Source organism: Mesorhizobium sp. M0601, assembly GCF_040320845.1.
Classification (GTDB): Bacteria; Pseudomonadota; Alphaproteobacteria; order Rhizobiales; family Rhizobiaceae; genus Mesorhizobium.
This window is the reverse complement of record NZ_JAMYQK010000055.1, coordinates 1-20,262: the sequence shown is the minus strand read 5'-3', so window position 1 is coordinate 20,262 and position 20,262 is coordinate 1. Positions and strand designations below refer to the sequence as shown.

The following is a 20,262-nucleotide window of genomic DNA, read 5'->3' as shown; positions in this document are numbered from 1 at the left end:
CCGCCTTGTGCCGACGGCGCCGGATTTCCCTCGGCTCTCACGATGCTGACGACGGAACCCAGGTCCGTACCGTTTCAGGGTTCAGCGTTTTTCGCGTGGATGGCGTCTACGCATCGCTGCGCGGCCCCGTATGGGGGCGATGAGCCACTTTGCCTATTGGCTCAAGTTAAACGAGGAGGCCGCAGATCGATCCGCCAGGCCGCAGCCTGGTCAGCCGTGACGCCGTTCCGTTCGAGATCATCGAGCAGATCATCCGCGCGCGGCAAACCCATGGCAAGGCGGTACGTCGCCAGCCTGGCGCGAAGGCGAGGCCAACCCTCCTCTTCGCGGCTGAAATCCAGGAACGGAATGATCCGTCTGATCCTGGTCGGGTTGGGCCCTGCTTCGAACAACCAGCAAGGCGAAAGCTCGTTTTCCAGGTCGAGCGTCGCAGCGATGTCGAACAGCGTGCGCCAGGGATCCGGGCTTGCGGCTGAAAGTGCACCGGCAAAGCCAGAAAGATTGATCGCTCGTGCGACGTTCAGACGGACCGCATGGCCCTTGTAGCGATGGACGCGTCCCTCGCGCTGCTCAAGCTCGACCGGCGATCTCGGCAGGTTCCAGTGGACCACGGCATGGCACCAGGGATGGAAGTCCAGTCCTTCCTGCCCAACCGCCGTCGAGGCGAGGATGAACGGCCTGAACGGGGAATTGAATGCGGCGCGGACCGCATCAAGGCGGCTGACTGCGCCGTCGGCCTCCTTCACCTCCGCAAATCGCGCGCCGTGCCGGCAACGCAGGGGAACGATGTCGGCCGTGGCCATCCTGTTGCGGCGTCGCTCGAGGCCGCTCACTTCGATGGAGGCACGGCGCAGCGTCAGCGCCGAGTGGACCGCCGCCGCGGCCATCTCCAGTTTCTTCGTGTCCGTGCCATCGAACAGCGCAAGGCCATCGACTTCGAAATGCAAATGCTCGTCCAGCAAGGACTGGAGATTGCCATCGACGCAGTAGTCCAAGGCTTGGTCCCAGAACACGCGCTTTCGGCCGGGATGCTCGAGTTGAATGGCCGCAGCCGCCTCGCTCTGGTTGAACAGGCTTTGGAACCCGCGGGCGATATGGAAGGCGCCGCGTCTGAGCTGCGAAACCAAAACAGGTCCGAACGCGGTGCGCGAGAGCGCACGGTAGGCGCAATTGCCCGGCCCGGCCACCGCCAGCTTGGCGAGTACCCGGACGAGATCTCGAGGCCGTCTTCCGAGGCTGCCGGGCTGTGCGAGGATCGCGGAGATCGCCTCCTTGACACGGTCGAGGTCGCCCGGAATCACCTCCTTGGCGGCGAGGAAGGGATCGTCCATGCGCGACCAGTCCCGGTTCGCCGCATCTCCTTCAAGGAGGAGCGGAGCTGCCCAATACCAGCGATCGTCGACGCGTCCCGTCAGACCGCCCGAAGGAACGGATTTGAGCGCCGTCCTGATCTTGTCACCGGTGCGGTTGAGAACGTCCTGTGCATCGACAGGCGCGCCTGAGGCGACCGCATGAACCAGGGGATCGCCCCATTGTGCCATGCGCGGCCCGGACAACAGAAGCGCCAGAGGCACCATCGCGAGGGTGGGGTCACCCACGGACTGATTGGCGCGACCAAGACGAAGCATGTTGCCCAAGGCCCCGAAACGCTTGTGCTGATGGCTGAGCCCGGATTCGGCGCGGCGTTTGCGCGTTGAGCGCGAGGCGCGCAGCCCTGCCGCCAGCCGATGCTCGACCTCATAGGACGTCAGCGCCGCTATGGCATCGGGCGCAAGGCGCCATTCAGTGAAGATGAGCCGCTTCAGGTCCGGCGCTGTCCGGGAGAACTGCCCGCCGGGTTTGAGATAGGGCAGCGACGGCGGGATCCACAGCAGGCGCTCGACACCCGGGGGCATCGCATCCTTGATGAGATCGCGCAGCCGCGGTGAAGGGGGCGCGATAGCGTCGAGGCGTTTGAGCGACTGGCGATCAAGCAGCAGCTGACCTCTTTTCGCCTGTTTCGCGACGAACCGGCGATCGGTCTCCGCGGCAACGTCGATCGCGGCGTCCCGAAACTGATAGTCGCGCATGAAGTCAAGGAAGAACGGAGCGGATTTCCAGTATTCGTCAGGATCGCGCACCTGGAGCCGCCTTGCGATGCGACGCGCGGCCATGGCGCCGCCGAGATCGCTGGCTGTGGGGGCAACGCTTCGCGCCTCCTCGTAGACCATGGCGTTGGCAACCGCCCTGGTTCGCTCCGTGCGGCACATGATCTTGCTCAAGATAGCCCGCGCATCGTCGCGGGCCGCGATGATTGCGCCGGGTTGTGGCGGTTGAGCCCGCAAGGCGCGCGCATAACGGTCAAGAGCCTCAGACAGCGCCGTCGCGATCGCGGCGCCGGCAAGGAAACGCACCAGCGCCACCAGGTCGGCATAGGGCTTTTCGTCCGGGCCGAGCATCCCGCCTGGCATGCGGTACGGGGTTGCGGAGAGCAGGAGGACGCGCCTTTCCGGAATGTCCTGGGTCAGCAGGCGCTCGGCCAGTCGCACACCGAAGTCATGCTCGATATTCGCAAGGTCGAAGAGGGAAGCGAAGCGCTGGAATTCGTCGACGATGACCAGCCCGTTGCTGGCAATGGCCTCGGCGCTGCGCAGGGCAAGCTCTTTGCGCAACCGACCGACCAGCGCATCGCGCTTCTTTTTGAACAGCTGCTTTGCTTTCGCCCCCGACCCGATCGTCACCGCCTCGCTGGCAAGATCCCGTATCTGCGACTGGAGCGCTTCATCTTCCTGCAACGCGGTTCGAAACGCCCGGATGACGGTTTGGTCGAGCCTTGATGCTTTCAGCCTTTCAAGTTCGCCCAGCCAACTTCTATCCGAAACTTGCTGCATGATCGTCTGAAAGCCGGTGCGTCGGAACATCGTGCGCAGGCATCGATAGATAAGGGCACGTTCGCGAATGGTGCCAGACCGGCCTGTCACCTTGAACGATGTGTCGGGCGTTAGCGCGAAGTAGCGAATGCCGTTCAGCCCGGGCGGCTCGGCAGCAAGCAATGTCAGCCGCGTTGCCCTGGTGTTGCCGCCATGACCGTGAACCTTAAGCCGCTTGAGGTTCTGGCTTGCGACGGGCTGGCTTGAGCACAGATACACGATGTCGATGCTCTCGCCGGGTCTGCGGCGCAGCGCTTCGGCAAGAACTTCCCGGGCAACCATGGTCTTCCCCAGGCCGACCTCGTCGGCGACCAGGAAACGGCGGGCCGGCTCTGCGTCTTCCCAAAACCGTTTGACGACATAGGCGATGGTCCTCGCCTGGAAGCGCGTCGGCTCGCTTCTGCCCGTTGATGGATTCATGGCTGGGCGCCCGCCGTCTCGAGGATCGCCGACCAAATCTTCAGGAAGCCTGGCGGAGCCACGGCTTCGAGTTCATCCGGCCCGAAGGCCTGGAGTGTCTCCTTGATGGACGTGAAGCGGGCCGGGTCATCGGCGGCGCAACGAATGAGCATTTCGAGAAGGCCCGATTGTCCCGGTTTCCAGCCTATGGACAGACCTTCGGCTCCGCTTGTGTCGGCAACTGCGTCAAGCGCCTGAAAATCGCCCAACAGGGTCCTGAGGAAGTCCGAAAACATCCGATTGCTGGAAAGCAGAGCCTTCAGCGCCGCATGGCGCCGCGCCCCCTCGTCGACACCGCGCACCTCAAGATTGAGAACGAAGGCAATGGGTCCGTCCGGGCCATCGGCTTCGAACACGGTGAAGCCGGTGATCTCGGCAAGCTCGAGCGTGCCGGGGAGCCGCGCCGCCTCCCCCGCGGCCAGAGCGGCCGCGCAGGCGCCCGCGCGGGCGCCGGCAAGCGTGGCCGGGCGAAACCGCAGAGACGGCAGCAGCGTCGCGATATCGGCGTGCGGTGACTTGGGCACCAGGCTTATCGCCCAGCCGCATTCTTCAAAGACACAGGCAAGATGAAGCTGGGCCGCGAGCAGGTAGTAACGGGCGGGCCGGTCGTCGAATGGTTCGGAAAGCGGCTCGCCGCCCGGCTCCGGTTCAAAGTCTTCCAGCACACTGCCGAGGCTGCTGCGCTCCAGCAGCGTATCGATACCGGCAGGGCCAATCGCCTTGGTGCAGTCGAAACTCACCATGAACTCGACGTTCCGGCCGGAGATGGCAGCGGAGGTGGCATTCATCGACCCGAGCGCCATGCGAACCTTCGACCGATTTTCCCATAGCAGGATCTTGGCATGGACCCCATTGGCGCGCGGCGCGTCGGTGACGTCACCTGGAGGCGCCAGCACCATGTGCCGATCGAACTTGCCGCTAATGGCGGGCCAGCAATGCTCAAGAGCCAGGGGGCGCGACACGAGGACCGGGCGGGCCTTTGCCGACTGCGTGAGCTTCTTGATCGCGCCTGGGGTCAGAAAGGGCGAAATGATAGCGAGCCGTTCGCTCTCGGGTTGGACCCAGGCGCGGCCGGATTGGCCACCGATGAGATGGAACGCAGGCGCGCCGATCCCGGCAGGCATTTTCCATTTCGCTGTCTCGACCTCCTTGGCAAGTTCCAGCAGCAGGGCGCGCCGCTTGGCATCGAGGGGACGATGGCATCGGCCCGGCAGAAGACGCAGCAGCGCGCCAAGATCATTGGTCGTGGGCGCGGCGGCCGCAACGGTGCTGTTCAAAACGATGCCGGCATCCCAGGAGGCATCGCCAGTCAGGTTGCGGCTCATGATTCCCATACGCAGCAGCAATCGGCCGGACTCCGCATGCTTGAAGCGCATAACCCAGACTTTGGGATGAAAACTGCCGCCGTTCGGCGCCGAGACCTCATGGACCATCTCTTCAGCTTCGATGATCGCGGGTGGAATGAGTTCGGCCGGGTGGATCGCAGCGCCCTGGCAAAAGATGGCTGTGCGGCCGCAGATACGCTTCAGCGCGGCAAGGTCGGCAGCCGTAAAAATTCCGGCCTGCCGCTTAGGCCCGCCCGACCCATCGACCAGCATGGCCGCAGGCAGCGAAAGAATCGTGTCGAGCGAGGCCGAATAGGTCGCCGCCACAAGGCAATCCAAGTGGAAGCCACTTGGCGGACGCAGGATATCGTAGAAGGACAATCGGCTCTGCGGCTCAAGCATCGGCGGGCGTTGCCAAATCGTTGAGGCAGCTGCGCGCGACAAACCAGCGGAAATCCATCTGCTGACTTCCAGACTCGCCTCTCCATCGCTCGCGCTGCTTGGCCGAGCGGATGCGCGACGTACCGCTGCTCGTCTTGAGGTAGACTTCCCGATTGCTCACCAACAGGCTCGCGGTGGGGTCATGGAGCAATTTTAGCGGCTCGCCGCACAACTGCGTCCAGCGCCTGACGAAGGCTATCGCTCTATCGTTGATCCCGTGACGGGTGATCGCCCCCAAGGCCTGCAGGTCTGGGATGCGTCGGTCGAGCAGGGTAACATCGGCCGGGTTTAGGGCTTCTGCCCAGCCAATGAAGGCGGTGGCATGAGCCGAGCGCAGGCGCTCGGTGCTTTCGTTCGATGGCATCAGGCGCGCAACGCAGACATTGTAGAGGATTGCAGCGCCGTACATGATCCGGGCGAAAGCGGCGCCCAGCATGACCATGTCCCGCGCCTCGGCCTTGAGGCCGCTTATCCGAGGATGGTCCCAGAGGGCTTGCGCATCGGTCTTATGCCGATAGCGCGCGAACGTCCCGAACAGATTATATTCGTGACCACGTCCGGCCGGATCCACGCAGCCGTTTACAAGGCGGGAGCGCAGGAAGTCAGCTTCCGCTACGTTGAGGGCGAAGTCGAGCTCGACCCCTGGAAAGCCTTTCGGAGCTTGAGGGCGTTCAGGATCGAAGCCGAGGTCAACCGATGTTTTCGCGGCGTCCTCGCCCAAACTGTCGGTTCGGCCGGAGCTGCGGCTGGCCGCGGCCTGCCGAGCCCAGCGTCGGCGGTTGCCGCGCGTGCGACGCATGCCCAGTACAAGGAGACCGTTCCAGTAGATTTCGCTCGGCGTGCGCTTGAGATCTTCCTTGCTCAGGATCCCGATTACGCCATGGCCCTCGCCGAGGTGCTCGAGCGAATGGATGAGGGTCTCTTCGCTCTCGCGCAACCTGGCCAAGACGCGATCGGCTTCGCCTTGCGACGCCGCGATTTCGCAGCACCACTGGACGAAGAGAAAGTAGCGCACACGTTGTTGGATCGTAGAAATGCCGGGGAAAAAAAGGTCGGCGAAACTGTCTCTTATGGCGCCAAGACCAAGTTCATCACGAGCGTCGTGCCCCTTGGCAGCGCCCAGGGCGCGCAGGATCGCGTCCTCCTGCCGCGGATCGTGATCTACCCACCCTAGAAAATTCATCCTTGTCCCCTCAGCAAGCATTAGGTTGGCGAAGCCAAAACAGCAAGGCGTCTCTTCATGCTTTGAAACTATATTTTTGAAACTATATTTGGCGTCACGACAGCAAGAGAAGCGTCCATCGGTGACTGCTGATCTGATGACGCAGCACTCTCTCACGCGCGCGCGACCGAACAGCGGGTTCGCCGCCTGCCCGAGCAAGGCCCTGCATCGGGGCAGGCCGATGATTCAGTCTCACAACAGCTGTAATCGCTTCCAGCACCTGTCCGCGATCCGATGACGTTGTTCGGTGAATGGGCCGTCGCGCCAGTCGCAGGCACGGCAAGCCGCCGCGCCATTGCTAGCCATCTTCAACATCGCCAAACAGCGCTTTCATCTGTTTGGCGAACTGCTCGGCATCAAATGGCGGAACAGCGCGCCGAGCGATGAACATGCCAAAGATCGGAATGCCAGGGAAGCGGGCCGCGAGCTTGATCTGCATGGCCCGGTAATGCGTGCCGGCAGTCAGGACATCATCGAAGATTGCGATCGAGGTGACCGGCTTGCTGTTCGCAACAGCCTCATCGATCTCGTAGATGGCGAGCAATTCCTCGATGGTTGGCCGGTTGTTTGATTCGTGCGCCGCCGCGTGAGAATGGTTGTGCTTCACGATCTCGCGAACGTCGGACGGCGGCGTGCTCAGCAGCCTGGCGATCTGCGTCAGGCGGTCATCGTGGTCTGGATGGCCCTGAGCCTTCGAAGACGGGACAGGCACGATGGTCCCGGACTTCAGCCAAAGAGGATTGAGCGCCTGGCGCAATGCGGCAGCGCACTGCTGAATGGCCATCGTCTTGTATTTCCAACCGCCCTTGGTGAGGCGTTCGGATGGTTTCTTTTTCAGATTGTGGATCAGCTGGTTGGTGTCGCTGAAGCGGAAACCAAGGCCATTTGTGTACTCGAACGCGGTAAACTCGTAGAGGAAGACGCAGTTGTCATCGGCGCTCAGTCGCGAATGATCGCCGCGATTGCTGTCATCGATCTGGCGGAAGAGAACCTTAGTCAAGATGGGCCCAGATGTCGTCCATTGAACGCACCCGGATCGCACCTTGCGCCTCGTAGGTATGCGGCCACCTCAGGTCATTCCGGAAGCAGGAATCGAGGATGAACAGTTTGCGTTTTTGATACAACGCGGCTCGCGCCTGCGTGAGCGTGCCCGACGTATCGCTCGCCTCGACGATTATCGTGGCCTCGGTCAGCGCGCTCATGGTGACATTTCGCTCCGGGAAGAACAGCCGATTTTGCGGAACGGCCTGAGCGGCATACCGCAGGAACGGAATTTGCGAAATCACCAGGAACTCCTTGGCGATACGATCCTGCAGGTCGCGATTCTCCTTTGGATAGTAGGTGCCAAGTGGCGTTCCGATGACCGCAATCGTGCGCCCTCCGTTGCCAATCGCGGCCTCGTGGGCGGCACGATCGATGCCAGCCGCCAGGCCGGAGACTATGGTGAAGTCGTCCTTCCCGTCCGAGCGCTTGCGGGCCGTCAGGTCGCGGGCCAACTGCTTTGCGCGCTGCCTTCCTTCATCCGTGGCCTCACGGGCGCCGACGATCGCTATGCAGCGCGTCTCCGTCAATTCCCAAATGCCCTGGAAGTACAACAGCTCGATAGGGTGGCGAGCGTCACGCAACTTCTGCGGATAGTCGCCGGCGTGATGGATGCGCACGCCAAAGCGCGTAACGCCTTTCTTCACGGTTTCTGCAAGCACCCGGGTAGCGCAATCATTTGCCTCGGATGGACCCACAAAATCAGAGGGCAGCGCCGACGGATCCCGGGCGAACTTCTCGGCAATCGACTTGAAGGTTGCACCCTTCTGAAGCCAGAGGCCCTCGTATGCGCCCAATTCGAGGCGCGGCGAGATAGGCGACGCCGCCGGTCCAAACTCTTCTTTGCGCGCTATATGCATTGGTGGCTCTCTCTTGGTCGTGCACCCTCAGCCAGATTTCAACCTAGCTCAAGAGCGTTAACGCCTGATTCCGCCGATGGTCCCACCTCATTGCAGCACCATCACGACTGGTTAAAACAATGTTCATGTTTTGTTCGGAAACTCAAGGGCATCCGCCAATCGAATGCTGGCATTCGAGACAATGAAGCCAAGCCCGCAGTGGCTTCGACTTTCAGCGACTCCGACCCGAGCTGTGCGAGGCCCTCGATCAGGGCCTACCGCCGACACACGTAGAGGCGCTTCATGCGCCGCAGATGCCGAATATAGTGCCCCTCGCGCAGGAACTCGGCCACAGCGCCTTGGAGCGCTAGGGCTGGAGCCGGCGCCAGGCAGGCGCATACGTCACCGAGCCGGCCAGTCAGTTCGATGGGCGCAACGACGAACCCGAGTCGCAGAACTGGGCTGATTGTCTTGCTGAAGCTGCCAATATGTAGGACCCGTCCACCGTGATCGAGCGAAGCGAGCGCTGGAGCCGCCCGGCCGGTCAGCTGCAGCTCGCTCAGATAATCGTCCTCGATGATCCAGGCGTCGCACCGGCGAGCCCAAGCGAGCAACGCAAGCCTGCGGGTCAGCGACATCGTCATCCCGAGCGGCGCATGTTGCCCTGGCGTGACGATCGCCAGCGCTGCGTCGTGAGCGCTCCGGATGCCGGACGCGACATCCAGGCCTTCGGCGTCGACCGGAACGGCCGTCACGGTGATGCCGGCCAGGTCGAGCGCTTTGCGCGTGATCGGGAAGCTCGGATCCTCGATCAAGGCTCGCGATCCCTTGACCTGCAGAGCGCGCACCGCCAGACCGATCGCGCCGGCATAGCCTGCCGTGATGAACACCTGGGCGGGACTGCACCGAAGACCCCGCGCGATCCGACATAGGCCGCGATCTCCTTTCGCAGCTGCGGATCACCCCGGGGATCGGGATAGCTGACCGGCGCGGCCGCCGCCCGGCGAGCCGCTCGCGCGAAGACGCGCGACCACAGCTTGAACGGAAAGGCGTCTTGCGAGGACACGCGCATCTGGAACGGCTGAGGCGGCCTTCCATAGGTATGGAACAGTTCCGGCAGGGGCGGCACGTCTGGCGACCACAAGGGCGCCGACGAAGGCGACGGGCCCTCGGCGACGCGGGTGCCCGCCGCGCCGGCGCCGACCGCGAGCTGCTCGTCGATGAGGCGCTGGTACGCGACGCGTACGGTGCCGCGCAAGACGCCGAGCTGAGCGGCCATGTCACGCCAGGAAAGAAGCTTGCTCCCGGATCTAGCCGCCCAGTCTCGATGGCGTCCCGGACCGCCCGGTAGATCTGCGTCGTCAGCGGCGTCCTTGCGGCGCGGTCGAGATAGATGGGCACAGCGGCCATGGCGCAATCGCACCATCATTCCCGCCAATCTTGGTCCTGTTTCATGACCAGAGCCGGACATATCTACCGGCCATCGCCACGTGACAAATGACCGAGGAGACAATTCCGATGAAGGCAATCGTAGTAACGGACCAGGCTGCGGGAACGGCTGGGATGAAGCTGGCGGAGCGACCCGAGCCACAGGCAGCGATAAACGACGTCGTCGTCCAGGTTCATGCGTCGGGATTCGTCCCCACGGAGCTGGCGTGGTCCTCGACCTGGACTGATCGTGTCGATCGTGAGCGGACGCCGTCCATTCCTGGGCACGAGCTGGCCGGAGTGGTCACCGCTCTCGGCTACGGCACGACGGGACTGTCGGTGGGCCAGCGGGTGTTCGGCCTCGCGGATTGGTATCGTGACGGCACCCTGGCGGAGTATGTGGCCGTCGAGGCACGCAACCTCGCGCCGCTGCCGGGCGATGTCGACTTCACGGCAGGCGCTAGTTTGCCGATCTCGGGCCTCACTGCGTGGCAGGGTCTGTTCGACCATGGCCGCCTTCAGGCCGGGCGGAGCGTCCTTGCGCATGGTGCGGCCGGCGCAGTCGGGTCGATGGTGACGCAACTCGCACGAGAGGCCGGCGCCTACGTCATTGGCACCGGACGCGCTGCCGACCGTCAGAAGGCGCTCGACTTCGGCGCGAACGAGTTCGTCGACCTTGAGAACGACGCCCTGGAAGACGTCGGCGGCGTCGATCTGGTGTTTGATGTCATCGGCGGCGACATCCAGAAGCGGTCCGCGGGCCTGATTCGAGCCGGAGGGACGCTGGTGACCGTCGTCGGACCGCCCGACGCGCGGCCCGCCAATGGCCTGGCGGTCGACTTCGTTGTCGAGTCCGATCGTGCTCAACTGCGTGAGATCGTGCAGCGGGTGCGGGACCGACGACTGCGGACGAACATCGGCAACATCTGGACCCTCGACGATGCCGTTTCCGCCTTCAACCCGACCGAGCGACGCTCGGGGAAGACGATCATCCGCGTTAGTCCGTGAGGGCCTGGGGCCGGCGAGCGGTCCTGCCCTCTTTAGATTGTCTCGCCCGTCCGTGAGAAGACAGCACGCCAATCGGTTGGTTGTCGTCTGAGGTTTGGATGGCCGAAGTAGTTCTGTCGCGGCAAGGACCTCACGAAGGCACCGACGAAATCGGGAGCGACGATGAGCCGGAGGCAAAAGCCATGCACGGTCCGCAATATCAGGGCTTGGCAGCGAGAGCCTAGATATTCGCGCGCATCCGCGCGCGACACGTGTCCTGGTCAAGATTATTTCGGGCGATCGCTTCGTAGATCAGCTATCCGATAAGGAGCGAGTAATAGCTTCAAACCGATAAAATCTTTAAGCGTCAGCTGATAATGGATCTCGGCGGCGAAATCCGCCGCGTCCTTGCTGAAATAGGATGTGGTCAGCGTCATCGCTGCAGTGACACGCTCATGCTGAGCCACCCCGTACAGCGCGCGTACGACACCAACGTCGACGGGGTTGTGTGGCGCGTAACGCTTGCACTCGACAATATACAGGAACGACCCGAAGCCGTCCGCCTTAGCCAGTAGAGATCCTTGCCGCCATCCCGGGTTTGCGGCGTGATCGTGACCTTGTAGCCCTGTCGTTGGAACAACTCGGCCGACAATTCTTCGAACTCACGCGGCGTCAGTGCATGGACCAGATCCGGATCCTGACCCACCGCTCTAAGCAATGCCTCGCTCACGAAGCGGACGTCCGAGATAATGGTCTTTTCTTCGTGGCTGCCCCGCGATAGCGGCCGTCCATAAGGGTCGACCAAGCCTGGCAGGGCAAGCGGGTTGAAGAGATCCGCCAGGGCGTCAAAGCTGCGCACGCTCCCCGCGCGCCATTCATTGGCAAGAATTTGGGCGAGGCGCGGTACGCCTTGCGATGCGGCCCAGAGCTTTCCGAGCACCTCGTGGGGCAAGGGCTGCCCGAGTAGGGACTCCAGAAGCTGCCCCATATCCTCGTAGTTTAGCGGCGTGATATAGACGGGTCGCCCAACGTTGAGCGGCTCAGTCGTGGCGATGATGGTTGCGAAACGCCATGGTCCAGTGCCGAGCCGGTTGATGCCTTCGAGAAGGTCGCCCTTGTCCATGCGCTCGCCCTCATCGATGATGAGGAGGTTTCGGCCACGGGAACGCCGGAAGCTTTCGGCGATGACATCGACGGCGTCCACCAGCGGAAAGCCCGGGCTCCCGCCGAAATGCTCAATCGCGCCATCGAAGGGTTTGGGCCGGTCGTGCACCAGCGATTGCAGCAAGGTAGTCTTGCCGGTGCCGTGGGCGCCGACCAGCTCGATGGTCGAATCGCCATCGCCAAGGGCAGTGAGCAAATTCTGCAGCACCGGCGTGTTGCGGACATACACGGCCAGAAGCGGTTGGCTCCATTGCTCCTTTTGTTGCGGGTCATGGACGTGGCATAGATCATTCGTGCCGTTCAAAATCAACTCGGCGGAGCTCATGGGTCGACAAAGTCAGATCGACCGGACCAAACGCGGGCGATAAAGCGGAAGTGAAATCAAGAAAGCTGATAGGCGATGTCCTCTGAACTGAAGAAACAATTGCAAGACTTCGAGCGCCAGCTGGACGCGGCGCTCGACGCGCTGCCAAGCAGGCGATGGGCAAGCACCAGCGCCCTCCGAATGGCGTCGGAGCTGTATGAGATTGGGGCGTTTAAGAATGGTGTCGACGGGGCCGACTATGTCGATCGTGGCTACTCGATTCTCGCGAGCCAATTCGCCGCGGGCACCGATGGCTATCGGGCGCACATCGCCTGCGAGGCCGATGTTCGGCAGACAATGGACGATCTCGCTTTCGCGTCGCATTACTACATGATCCGCGAGTATCTCTATTACTCGTACAATGTGCCAGGTTCGATGAGCTGGTCGTTTCAGGACGGCCGTGTCGAGATTCAGTTCGCGGACAAGTCAATACCGCGTCAGTTTTTCACGGTTCACAACGATCAATTGCTTGGGTCGCAACACCATTTCCGTGACTTCAATCACTCGGAAGAGATCATGCGGCTGCTCAAGGATGAACCGGAGGGGGTAGTCACGCCCAACGTCGAAGCGGCCAATCCGCTGATGCAGGCGGAGGTTGACCTGAAGCTCGCCGCCTATTTCTCACTGATTCCGCCCGACAGCCAGATCGACCTGGGCCGCTACACCTATGAGCAATTCTTCAACGTATATCGGATGCTGCTGACGAAGGCACTCTATCATCGCTATCTGGCGCGCGCGCGGGATGCGGTTGGCGCGATCTACATGCCGGAAAAAGATCTGCTCGACGGGATCCGAGAGGAACTTGGCATCGAGCCCGACACTGCACAGCGCATTTTGAAAGATCTCGTGTACGACCGCGACGCGACTGCCCAGAGGGTCGACGCGAGCTATTTCTCGCTGATGCGCGAGGGCGAACCGGGCGGCCAGATCGTGATGAGGCCACACCATTTCGTGATTGCCGAAGGGTTGGTGAATATGCTGCGCGTCATCGCGCAGCGGCGACCGAACACCTTTTTGGAGCAGGTGAGCAACGAAATCGGGAGCGCCTTTGTGCGACGCGTCAAGGCGGCCTGGGAAGCCGAACACTTTATTTGCCACACTGAGGTGTCGCTACGTGAATTTGACGCCACGCTACCCGATATCGACCTGCTGGTGATCTCGGTGGAGCCGACGCTCGGTTATGTGACCTTCGTTTGCGAGTTGAAATGCCCGGTGCCGCCGCGATGGGCGAAGGACCAACTCAAGGTGCTCAACAAGGACAGCGTTTCCAAGGCCTTCCGCCAGGTCGAGGTGCTTCGGCGCTTCATTCGGACGGAGGACGGCATTCGCTTCCTTGCGCGCATGCTCCCGAAGGAAGGTCATCCGAACTTTGAGGGCTTCGTCGTCACGCTCGATCATTTAGTCATTACATCCGACAATGCTGGGATGTTCTTCGGTGCCGAGAGCACCAAGGTGATCAACTTCCGTACGCTCGAACGGCTGCTCCGCCGCTCGGATGGCGACATGGCGCTGATCCAGCACGTGTTGTGGACCTATGCAGAACATGCCGACGACGCACTGGTCACCACGATGGTCGAGTTTCAGGTGGGCTCGCTAGCCGTCGCCTATGAGGGCGTGACCGCCAGTGCGCTGCTCGAGTTCCCGCAAGGGAGCTGGCGAAGCTCGCCCGAGCGGCAAGCGATGGTCGATGCCTTCGTCGCCGACGGCCTTCACCCGTTCGACGTCTTCGAGCACCGTCCGCCTGATCTGGTCGTCGTCGATCACACCAAGAAGACGGTGGCCGAGACCGAGCCGCCTCAGGCCTAAGCCTTGTGGTGCCCGGCGCCCGATAGAAGGCAGCCTGTGTGCTTGATGGCGGGCTTGCTGCTATCAGAAACGACCATCCTGTCCGCGCCTGGTCCTTCCATTCCTACCCATGATCTCGAGCAAAACGCCGCGTGCGATCGGTCACCGTCAGGGAATGCATCACCCACGACTTCTGATTGATAAAGTGACGAGCATTGATCAACGCACCTCCCTCGAGAAAACTTAGCGCACTATTCAAGCATCTCGGGGGCCAATCCGGAAAGGTCTTCGACAAATCATCAATCACGATAGTTGCGACCCCGTTGCTCACAACCCAGTTCGCAATCGCAATGGCATCTTGCTCATTGTCGAAGTCGAGAAAATGGCGATCGAACTCGACGAATAGCCCCGACGTCGGCCAGAAAGCCTCTGAGCGAAGCTCGGCTGATTCCTCCACCAACCCCGCTTCCCTGAGGTCGAGGACAGCCAACCGAACGTCCTCCTCGGGCAATTCCAAGGCCACGGCGACTTCGCTCACGCTGACTTGCGGATCGAATTTGCTGCCGTGCTTGCTTTGACGCACCAGATATTCGGCTACGGCAATTGCGCCTGGCGCCCAAAACTGCAACCCCGGAGGCACCGCTTTGACGTAGCGAGGCGTCGATCCGCGCGGCGGTTTGCTGGAGACGCCGTGAAGCTCCGCGACTAGTTCGTCAACGGCGGCTGTGTCACTCAAGTCCAGTTCCGGGCAGCGGCGCGAGTGCTAGAAAGGCGAGAGTTGGCTCACGCTAACGCCAACCCGCAGCCCGATGAACTTGGAATGGCCCTCAACCGCTCGCAGAAGCCAACATCGATTTCGGTTTCGACCCAAGGCCGACCAATGGAAGTCGGAGTCAGCAAAACGATAAAATGCGTGCAGTCGCCAAGGCCCTGGTCCATCTTCTGGCGAACGCTATCACCAGAGCCTATCTCCCAAGCCTCCAGCCACACTTCGATACCGTTTTGCATCAACCGTTCGGCAAACGGACGTGCCAGCGTTTTGTGATCCGGCGATCCGTGCGCCAGGTACACAATAGGAGTCTTTGCTTCTGGTCCGTCCATCATTGAGCGTATCACCCCTTTCTCAACCCCAAGCCGCCGCTCCAGTTCACGCGCAAAAACTGGCGATCCTTTGGTGCTCATCACGAGCTGCGTTTCGCCGTTCGGTCGAACAAACACGACCGCATGCTTGCCGGTCTCCGGATCGATAAGCGCGCATGCAGCATCGCGAGCCCTTTGTTCAAGGTGAGTCTTGGCAAGTTCAACCGCCTTGTCGCGGATATTGTCGAAGAACTTGTCGATACTGACCTTCCGGCCGCTTCCGTCCTGAAACTCAATCGACATCAAACTTCCCCTGGGCGCGAAACGATCGGGGAACAAAACAAGGCCTGATCGATCGCGGCAACTGATGGATAATACTATCCCGATTCTCTAAGCTCAGCTGGGGAATGTGATTCCAAATGACACAAGGCAACGTTACGATCGACCCGCTTTCTCCGGCTTCGCCGGTGGATAACCCTGAGATTAAGGAAGTCTTGGACCTTACAACGGGAGAATACCTTTCAGTAAAAGAGCTGATTCGGTCTTTTCGGTATGACCATTTAATAGCCGAGCGCGTGAAGGTGCGCTCCGCCCTTAGTGCAGCGCCACTCTACAAATGCGCAACCTGTCCTTCGGCGGTCTATCTCGTCTCCACTCCTGAAAAGCGCTTTTTCTTTCGTCACCGGCAGGAAGATGGATCATGCCCTTCACAAACACGAGGCGCGCTCAATCAAGATGATATCAGGGCGCGTAAATATCACGGCCTGCGCGAGAGTGAACCTCACAAACGCATAAAACGGTTGATTGAGCGGAGTCTTTTGGCCGACCCCGCCTTTCAGGCCGACTCCATTCTCCAAGAAAAGCGCTGGTATGTCTCGGACGATTGGACTCAGTGGCGACAACCAGATGTCCAAGCGATACGCATCGGCCGACGGATCGCTTTCGAGGCACAACTTTCCACGACATTCCTAGATGTCGTAGTCGGGCGACGCGATGATTATAGGAGGGGCGGCGCACAACTCATCTGGATTATGGCTGGCTTTGATCCAGCTTATCGTCGCCTGACGACCGATGACATTTTGTTTTCAAACAATTCCAATGTGTTCGTCGTAGATGATGAAACCTGCAGCCTCTCTGAAGCGAAACAAGAATTCCATCTGCGCTGTTTTTACCGAGAGCCTTACCGTGGTCGGGATGCGGTCAAAGAGCGATGGGCGGAACAGATTGCGAGATTTTCCGAGTTGACGATGGAGTCGGAAACGCAGCGCACGTTCTTCTTCGATTTCGAGAAGGCCGAGAAAGAGCTATGGGCCGCCATAGACGCCGAACTACGCGCCGCGTTTTTCGCTTTTTGGAATGGGGACACGGTGCGTGACAGTTTGCAGCCGTGGACGAGCCTGCACCAAAAGTTGGCCGCTCGCGGCGTTCCTATCCCCGAGCGGTCCGACGGCAATAGCAGCTTCTCCACAATGGTTCATGGATTGCTGAGTGCGTTCAAGGGCGAACCTGTGGGTTGGCAATTCCACAAACTGGTACAGGTCGCGCACCATATCGCCGAGATGTACCCTCAACATATTCTAGCCTTCGGCCACGCACTCGCAATTGCGAAGGCTCAGGACAAGATCGACAGCCAGGACTCCAAAGGGCGATGGCAGCGCAGGAGCCGGAAATTGAAAGAGTCCTTGCAGCAAGGGGACCCGCGCATCATGCCCGACCCGGAATGGCTGGCAGCGCTCTGCTTCCTTTTTCCTGAGGTTGGATCGCGGGTCACCCGGTTTTTGGCGAGGGTCGCGGAACAGCCGAATGCCGTGCATGGGGCGCCCCTAGGAGCATTGAATGACAGTACCTAAGCTCAACAGGCAGCTACGTGCTCATTTCAAGGAAGGGGCGCGCCGGATCGTCGCGCGAGATCGAGCGGCGCGTCGATACGGACAGTCCCAGAACACAATAGGTGAGATTGAACGCGCGCTGGCTGATGCATTTCTACTCGGGCGCGATGCTCGTGAGATTGGCGCACTGAATAAGCCCCTCACGCAAGGCCTCGTCGAATGGATTGAGATACCACCACGCGCACGTGACACCCTCTTTTCAGTCACCGGAGGCTTCTGCCGGAAGCAGGGACAGCAAACCAGCTCGCTGGTTGCGCTCGAACGCATTTTCGTCAACAGGCGCCATCGCTGGCGCGTCATCGGGGATGATAGCGTCCAGGCTAAGACTTTTTCGGACGGTGGGGTTCTCCCGCTCGTCAAGCTGGCGTTGCTGGAGCGTAGCGCAGAGTCGAACACGTCGCTACGCTTGACCGAGCTTGGCATTGCTACGTGCCGAGAATTCTGGCGCCGGTGGAATGACCGGGACCCGACACTGCCACTGATGGGAATGCGGGGTTAGCGGACGGACGCGCTGGTCGATGGAGTGCGACATCTCCTCAGTTCGATGGGTCCAGGGGAGAAGCGAAATCTCACTACTAGTTGTCTCCATGCCGAACGCCACCAAGAGCAAAGACGTCACGGCGGCTGTTCATGCCGGCTTCGGTCAGAAACTGTGATTCAAGCATGTCAATCGCTGTCCGCAGCCCATTGAAAGAAAGGCCCTTGGCGTGGTCGACCGCATGTGCCGGGAGAACGGATCGCAGCAATTGGTCGCAGCCATGATCGTCACGCCAATGTTTGAGCCGCCTATCTTTGAATGAGTTGCCTAAGAGAAGTGCGCTACGCCCGTACATACCTTGGATGATGAAGAAAATCGACCAAAGGCGAGCGCTGACAAAAGGGCGCTCTTTGTCTGCGTCGTTGGCGCCTGCACGGGCTAACTTGTCAAAAGGGGCCTTTGGGTTTTCGTATTCAAGGGCCGAATTCATGAAAGCATTCGAATCCACGCCCTTGAAGTAGTCGTCCATTTCCTGCGGCAGCAGGATAGAGTCGATGAAGATCACCATGCTGAATTCCCGAGCCAGGCTTCTGACTACTTCCCAGAGACGTTCGATCGCCACCATTTGGCGGCTGGATATCTCACCGGCGCCATGGGTCGTTTGCACCGTGATGTTATTTGCATGGACCGTGTGCGCCGAGAGACCGCCGCTTTGGCCGATGGTCGAAACGTTTTGGATATAGACTTCCGCGACACGATCGGCTTCGCCGTCGGCGACGGGCTTTGCCTGTTCCTCGTGGTCACGCTTCAAGCGAACAAGTCGATCAACCGGATATGACTCTTCATCGTCGTCAACAACGGTGTGATGGGTCGGGCACATCAAAATGAGATTTGCAAATGCGTGCCGCTCTTCGGGAGACTGCGCGGGATCATGCCGTGCACTACCAGGCTTGGCTCCCTTGATGTGACAGACTTCGCCAACGAGTGTTTCATCGATTGCCATCGGAGCGGTGCATTTTGGGAAAGCGCAACGGTTCCCTGACAGGGCAAAGAGACGTTTAATAGTGCTGGTTCTTGGCGAGTTTGCGCTCACGATCTTCTCAGAATCTACGTTGGGACCGGGAAGATCTTATCCGCTTCCGGGGTCGTCTCGAAGCGATAAGAACGCCTTGATCCGGAGTACCCCCACAGATTTCAGCGAAGCATCCTAGAGGCATCCTATAAGCCACCCATCAGCTTTCGGAGCTGTCGATTTTTCCGGGCCTTGTTTGGGGCTGAAGGTCCGGTTCTAACTGTATTTCGACTTGTACCGCTCCTCGGGGGCCAGCCAGCCCTCAAGATAATTTAGGGGATCCATCGTACCGAGCATAGTTCTCGCCAGAGCGAGACGTTCCATTTTGGTTGGGCAAGTCGCTGGCTCTCCACATCCTCAATGCGCCGCTCCGCATCCCGGAAGAAGCGTTCAATGGACATCGCAGCCGCCCACCTGTCCATAATGTCTGAAAGTTGCTTCTGGCTCTCTGACATCGCCTGCTCCACGCGCCGTTGATCTTCCTCACGAAGGTAGCGTTCGTGTGCTTCTTCCCATTCCCTTTGTCGCTGCGCTGCCGCCTCCTCAGCGGCGGTCATCAAAGCCTGAAGCTCATCCTTCGAGCTTTCCAGCTTCCGGACAATCGCCGGGATCATTGCGCTGATCGAACTCTTCGCGGTTTCTTGCCAGCTCTCAATCCAATCCACACCGTTAAGGGGAGAATAAGCGACCAAACGAAATCGCCCGCAAGGATATAGCGCATGGCGGTCCGTTCGGCGGTAAGCGCAAGGCCGATGGGCACAGATTCAATGTAGGTGATGGTCGGCCGATGTGGCGACCAGATACTCCCCATGGAGTGGCGCCCATACTTACGGTCTTTCCCCGGCGCTTCACGCACCGCGTCATCTTCGAGCGAACTTCAACGGACCCTTTTGCAAGCTGCAATGTCCCAATTGCCGCACCAGGTACCGTATGCCATTCCCACATTGCTCTCGGTGCGTACATTGCCCGCGCAAACACCAGAAAGGGAACAACGCACGTGACCCACAACGGACTTATGCCACGCGTTCATCCAAAGACATCAAGGGTTGAACTCTGATGATCGTAGCGCACCTGCTCGACATGGATGGGGTCTTGGTCCGCGGCGGCCAGCCGATTGCGGGCTCGATCGACTATGTCGCCGGGCTGGTCTGCAACGGCAAGCCGTTTCAGATCTTTACCAATAACTCCCGCTTCACGCCTGAAGATCATGCAGAACGTTTGAGGGCGGTTGGCTTCCTCGTTCAGCCAGAGCACATCTACACATCGGCGCTCGCCACTGCGCGATTCGTGGAGCTACAAAAGCCCGGATCATCCGCGTATGTCATCGGCGACAATGGCCTGGTCGAGGCCCTCCGGCACGCGGGCTGTCGGATCACGCAGTTTGCCCCGGATTTCGTAGTCCTCGGCGACACCACTTCGTACCACTATGAGCAGATCGCCGCCGGCGCCGAGCTTGTGGCAAAGGGCGCGTGGTTTCTCGCCACCAATCCTGATGCCACCGGCCCGACCGAACGTGGCTTCCATCCGGCCTGCGGCGCGGTCGCAGCCCTGATCGAAAAGGCTACCGGCCGTCAGCCCTATTTCGTCGGCAAACCGAACCCATTCATGATGCGAAGCGCGCTCGACCGCCTAGGAGTTAGTGCAGCGGACACGATCATGGTCGGAGATAGAATGGACACGGACGTTGTCGCCGGAGTACGCATCCGGTGAAGACCGCAGACGTGCGCATCCGGCAGCCAGGAGAACCTGAGCACCGGAGTGCTGGGGTCAAGCTTTCTT

The 20,262-nt window shown here is 60.7% G+C and carries 17 protein-coding genes and 1 pseudogene; 6 read left to right on the top strand and 12 right to left on the bottom strand.

The annotated features are described in order from the left end of the window. Positions 1–161: 161 nt before the first annotated feature. Together NKI41_RS30260 and NKI41_RS30255 are read right to left on the bottom strand one after the other, a co-directional pair. Entirely contained in the window at positions 162–3,329 is a 3,168-nt protein-coding gene (locus NKI41_RS30260; RefSeq protein WP_352686447.1) for a helicase C-terminal domain-containing protein, read from the bottom strand. After that, positions 3,326–4,801, bottom strand: a complete 1,476-nt coding sequence (locus tag NKI41_RS30255; protein WP_352686444.1) for a phospholipase D family protein — start codon at positions 4,799–4,801, stop codon at positions 3,326–3,328. Before NKI41_RS30255 ends, NKI41_RS30260 begins: the two co-directional genes overlap by 4 nt. On the opposite strand from NKI41_RS30255, the gene NKI41_RS30250 reads away from it, so the two are divergent. Beyond that, the gene (locus NKI41_RS30250) at positions 4,793–5,119 is read left to right on the top strand and encodes a hypothetical protein (protein ID WP_352517545.1); all 327 of its coding nucleotides are present in this window, start codon (positions 4,793–4,795) and stop codon (positions 5,117–5,119) included. The two genes, NKI41_RS30255 and NKI41_RS30250, sit on opposite strands and share 9 nt — an antisense overlap. Here NKI41_RS30250 and NKI41_RS30245 read toward each other — a convergent pair. The 5 genes from NKI41_RS30245 to NKI41_RS30225 form a co-directional block, all read right to left on the bottom strand. Further along, positions 5,088–6,317: a DUF6361 family protein gene (locus NKI41_RS30245; protein WP_352686441.1), complete on the bottom strand. Its 1,230-nt coding sequence runs from the start codon at positions 6,315–6,317 to the stop codon at positions 5,088–5,090. The genes NKI41_RS30250 and NKI41_RS30245 overlap by 32 nt on opposite strands. 337 nt (positions 6,318–6,654) lie before the next feature. Continuing rightward, on the bottom strand, positions 6,655–7,398 hold the full coding sequence (locus NKI41_RS30240) for a hypothetical protein (protein WP_352686438.1): 744 nt from the start codon (positions 7,396–7,398) through the stop codon (positions 6,655–6,657). Continuing rightward, the gene (locus NKI41_RS30235; protein ID WP_352517541.1) at positions 7,349–8,257 is read right to left on the bottom strand and encodes a DNA-processing protein DprA; all 909 of its coding nucleotides are present in this window, start codon (positions 8,255–8,257) and stop codon (positions 7,349–7,351) included. The genes NKI41_RS30240 and NKI41_RS30235 overlap by 50 nt, the downstream gene beginning before the upstream one ends. A gap of 254 nt (positions 8,258–8,511) precedes the next feature. After that, a complete protein-coding gene (locus NKI41_RS30230; RefSeq protein WP_352517579.1) occupies positions 8,512–9,084 on the bottom strand; it encodes an aminotransferase-like domain-containing protein in 573 nt (190 codons plus the stop codon). Next, positions 9,048–9,515 (bottom strand): aminotransferase-like domain-containing protein, encoded by a 468-nt coding sequence (locus NKI41_RS30225; RefSeq protein WP_352686466.1) that lies wholly within the window; start codon positions 9,513–9,515, stop codon positions 9,048–9,050. The genes NKI41_RS30230 and NKI41_RS30225 overlap by 37 nt, the downstream gene beginning before the upstream one ends. Before the next feature lie 239 nt (positions 9,516–9,754). Here NKI41_RS30225 and NKI41_RS30220 point away from each other — a divergent pair, with 239 nt between their 5' ends. Further along, positions 9,755–10,672 (top strand): NADP-dependent oxidoreductase, encoded by a 918-nt coding sequence (locus NKI41_RS30220; RefSeq protein ID WP_352517540.1) that lies wholly within the window; start codon positions 9,755–9,757, stop codon positions 10,670–10,672. Between the two features lie 266 nt (positions 10,673–10,938). Here the strand turns inward: NKI41_RS30220 and NKI41_RS30215 are convergent. Next, a pseudogene (locus tag NKI41_RS30215) lies at positions 10,939–11,639 on the bottom strand (restriction endonuclease). A 576-nt stretch (positions 11,640–12,215) separates the two neighbouring features. Here NKI41_RS30215 and NKI41_RS30210 point away from each other — a divergent pair. Further along, positions 12,216–13,985 carry a hypothetical protein gene (locus NKI41_RS30210; protein ID WP_352686435.1) on the top strand — a complete coding sequence of 590 codons (1,770 nt, stop codon included), beginning with the start codon at positions 12,216–12,218 and terminating at the stop codon, positions 13,983–13,985. Between the two features lie 103 nt (positions 13,986–14,088). Here NKI41_RS30210 and NKI41_RS30205 read toward each other — a convergent pair whose 3' ends face one another. Both NKI41_RS30205 and NKI41_RS30200 read right to left on the bottom strand, forming a co-directional pair. Beyond that, positions 14,089–14,700 (bottom strand): hypothetical protein, encoded by a 612-nt coding sequence (locus tag NKI41_RS30205; protein ID WP_352686432.1) that lies wholly within the window; start codon positions 14,698–14,700, stop codon positions 14,089–14,091. 47 nt (positions 14,701–14,747) lie between these two features. Beyond that, entirely contained in the window at positions 14,748–15,347 is a 600-nt protein-coding gene (locus NKI41_RS30200; RefSeq protein ID WP_352686429.1) for a toll/interleukin-1 receptor domain-containing protein, read from the bottom strand. Positions 15,348–15,463: 116 nt separating this feature from the next. Here NKI41_RS30200 and NKI41_RS30195 point away from each other — a divergent pair, with 116 nt between their 5' ends. Both NKI41_RS30195 and NKI41_RS30190 read left to right on the top strand, forming a co-directional pair. Beyond that, the gene (locus NKI41_RS30195) at positions 15,464–16,894 is read left to right on the top strand and encodes a DUF6035 family protein (RefSeq protein ID WP_352686426.1); all 1,431 of its coding nucleotides are present in this window, start codon (positions 15,464–15,466) and stop codon (positions 16,892–16,894) included. Beyond that, complete coding sequence (locus NKI41_RS30190) at positions 16,881–17,432, top strand: hypothetical protein (RefSeq protein WP_352517535.1); 552 nt, start codon at positions 16,881–16,883, stop codon at positions 17,430–17,432. The genes NKI41_RS30195 and NKI41_RS30190 overlap by 14 nt, the downstream gene beginning before the upstream one ends. A gap of 76 nt (positions 17,433–17,508) precedes the next feature. On the opposite strand, the gene NKI41_RS30185 is transcribed toward NKI41_RS30190, so the two are convergent. Beyond that, a complete protein-coding gene (locus NKI41_RS30185; RefSeq protein ID WP_352686423.1) occupies positions 17,509–18,414 on the bottom strand; it encodes a hypothetical protein in 906 nt (301 codons plus the stop codon). Positions 18,415–18,755: 341 nt separating this feature from the next. Continuing rightward, positions 18,756–19,175, bottom strand: a complete 420-nt coding sequence (locus tag NKI41_RS30180) for a hypothetical protein (protein ID WP_352517532.1) — start codon at positions 19,173–19,175, stop codon at positions 18,756–18,758. Between the two features lie 364 nt (positions 19,176–19,539). Between NKI41_RS30180 and NKI41_RS30175 the strand changes: the two genes are divergently transcribed. Then, positions 19,540–20,193, top strand: a complete 654-nt coding sequence (locus NKI41_RS30175; protein ID WP_352686420.1) for an HAD-IIA family hydrolase — start codon at positions 19,540–19,542, stop codon at positions 20,191–20,193. The last annotated feature ends 69 nt before the right edge of the window (positions 20,194–20,262 follow it).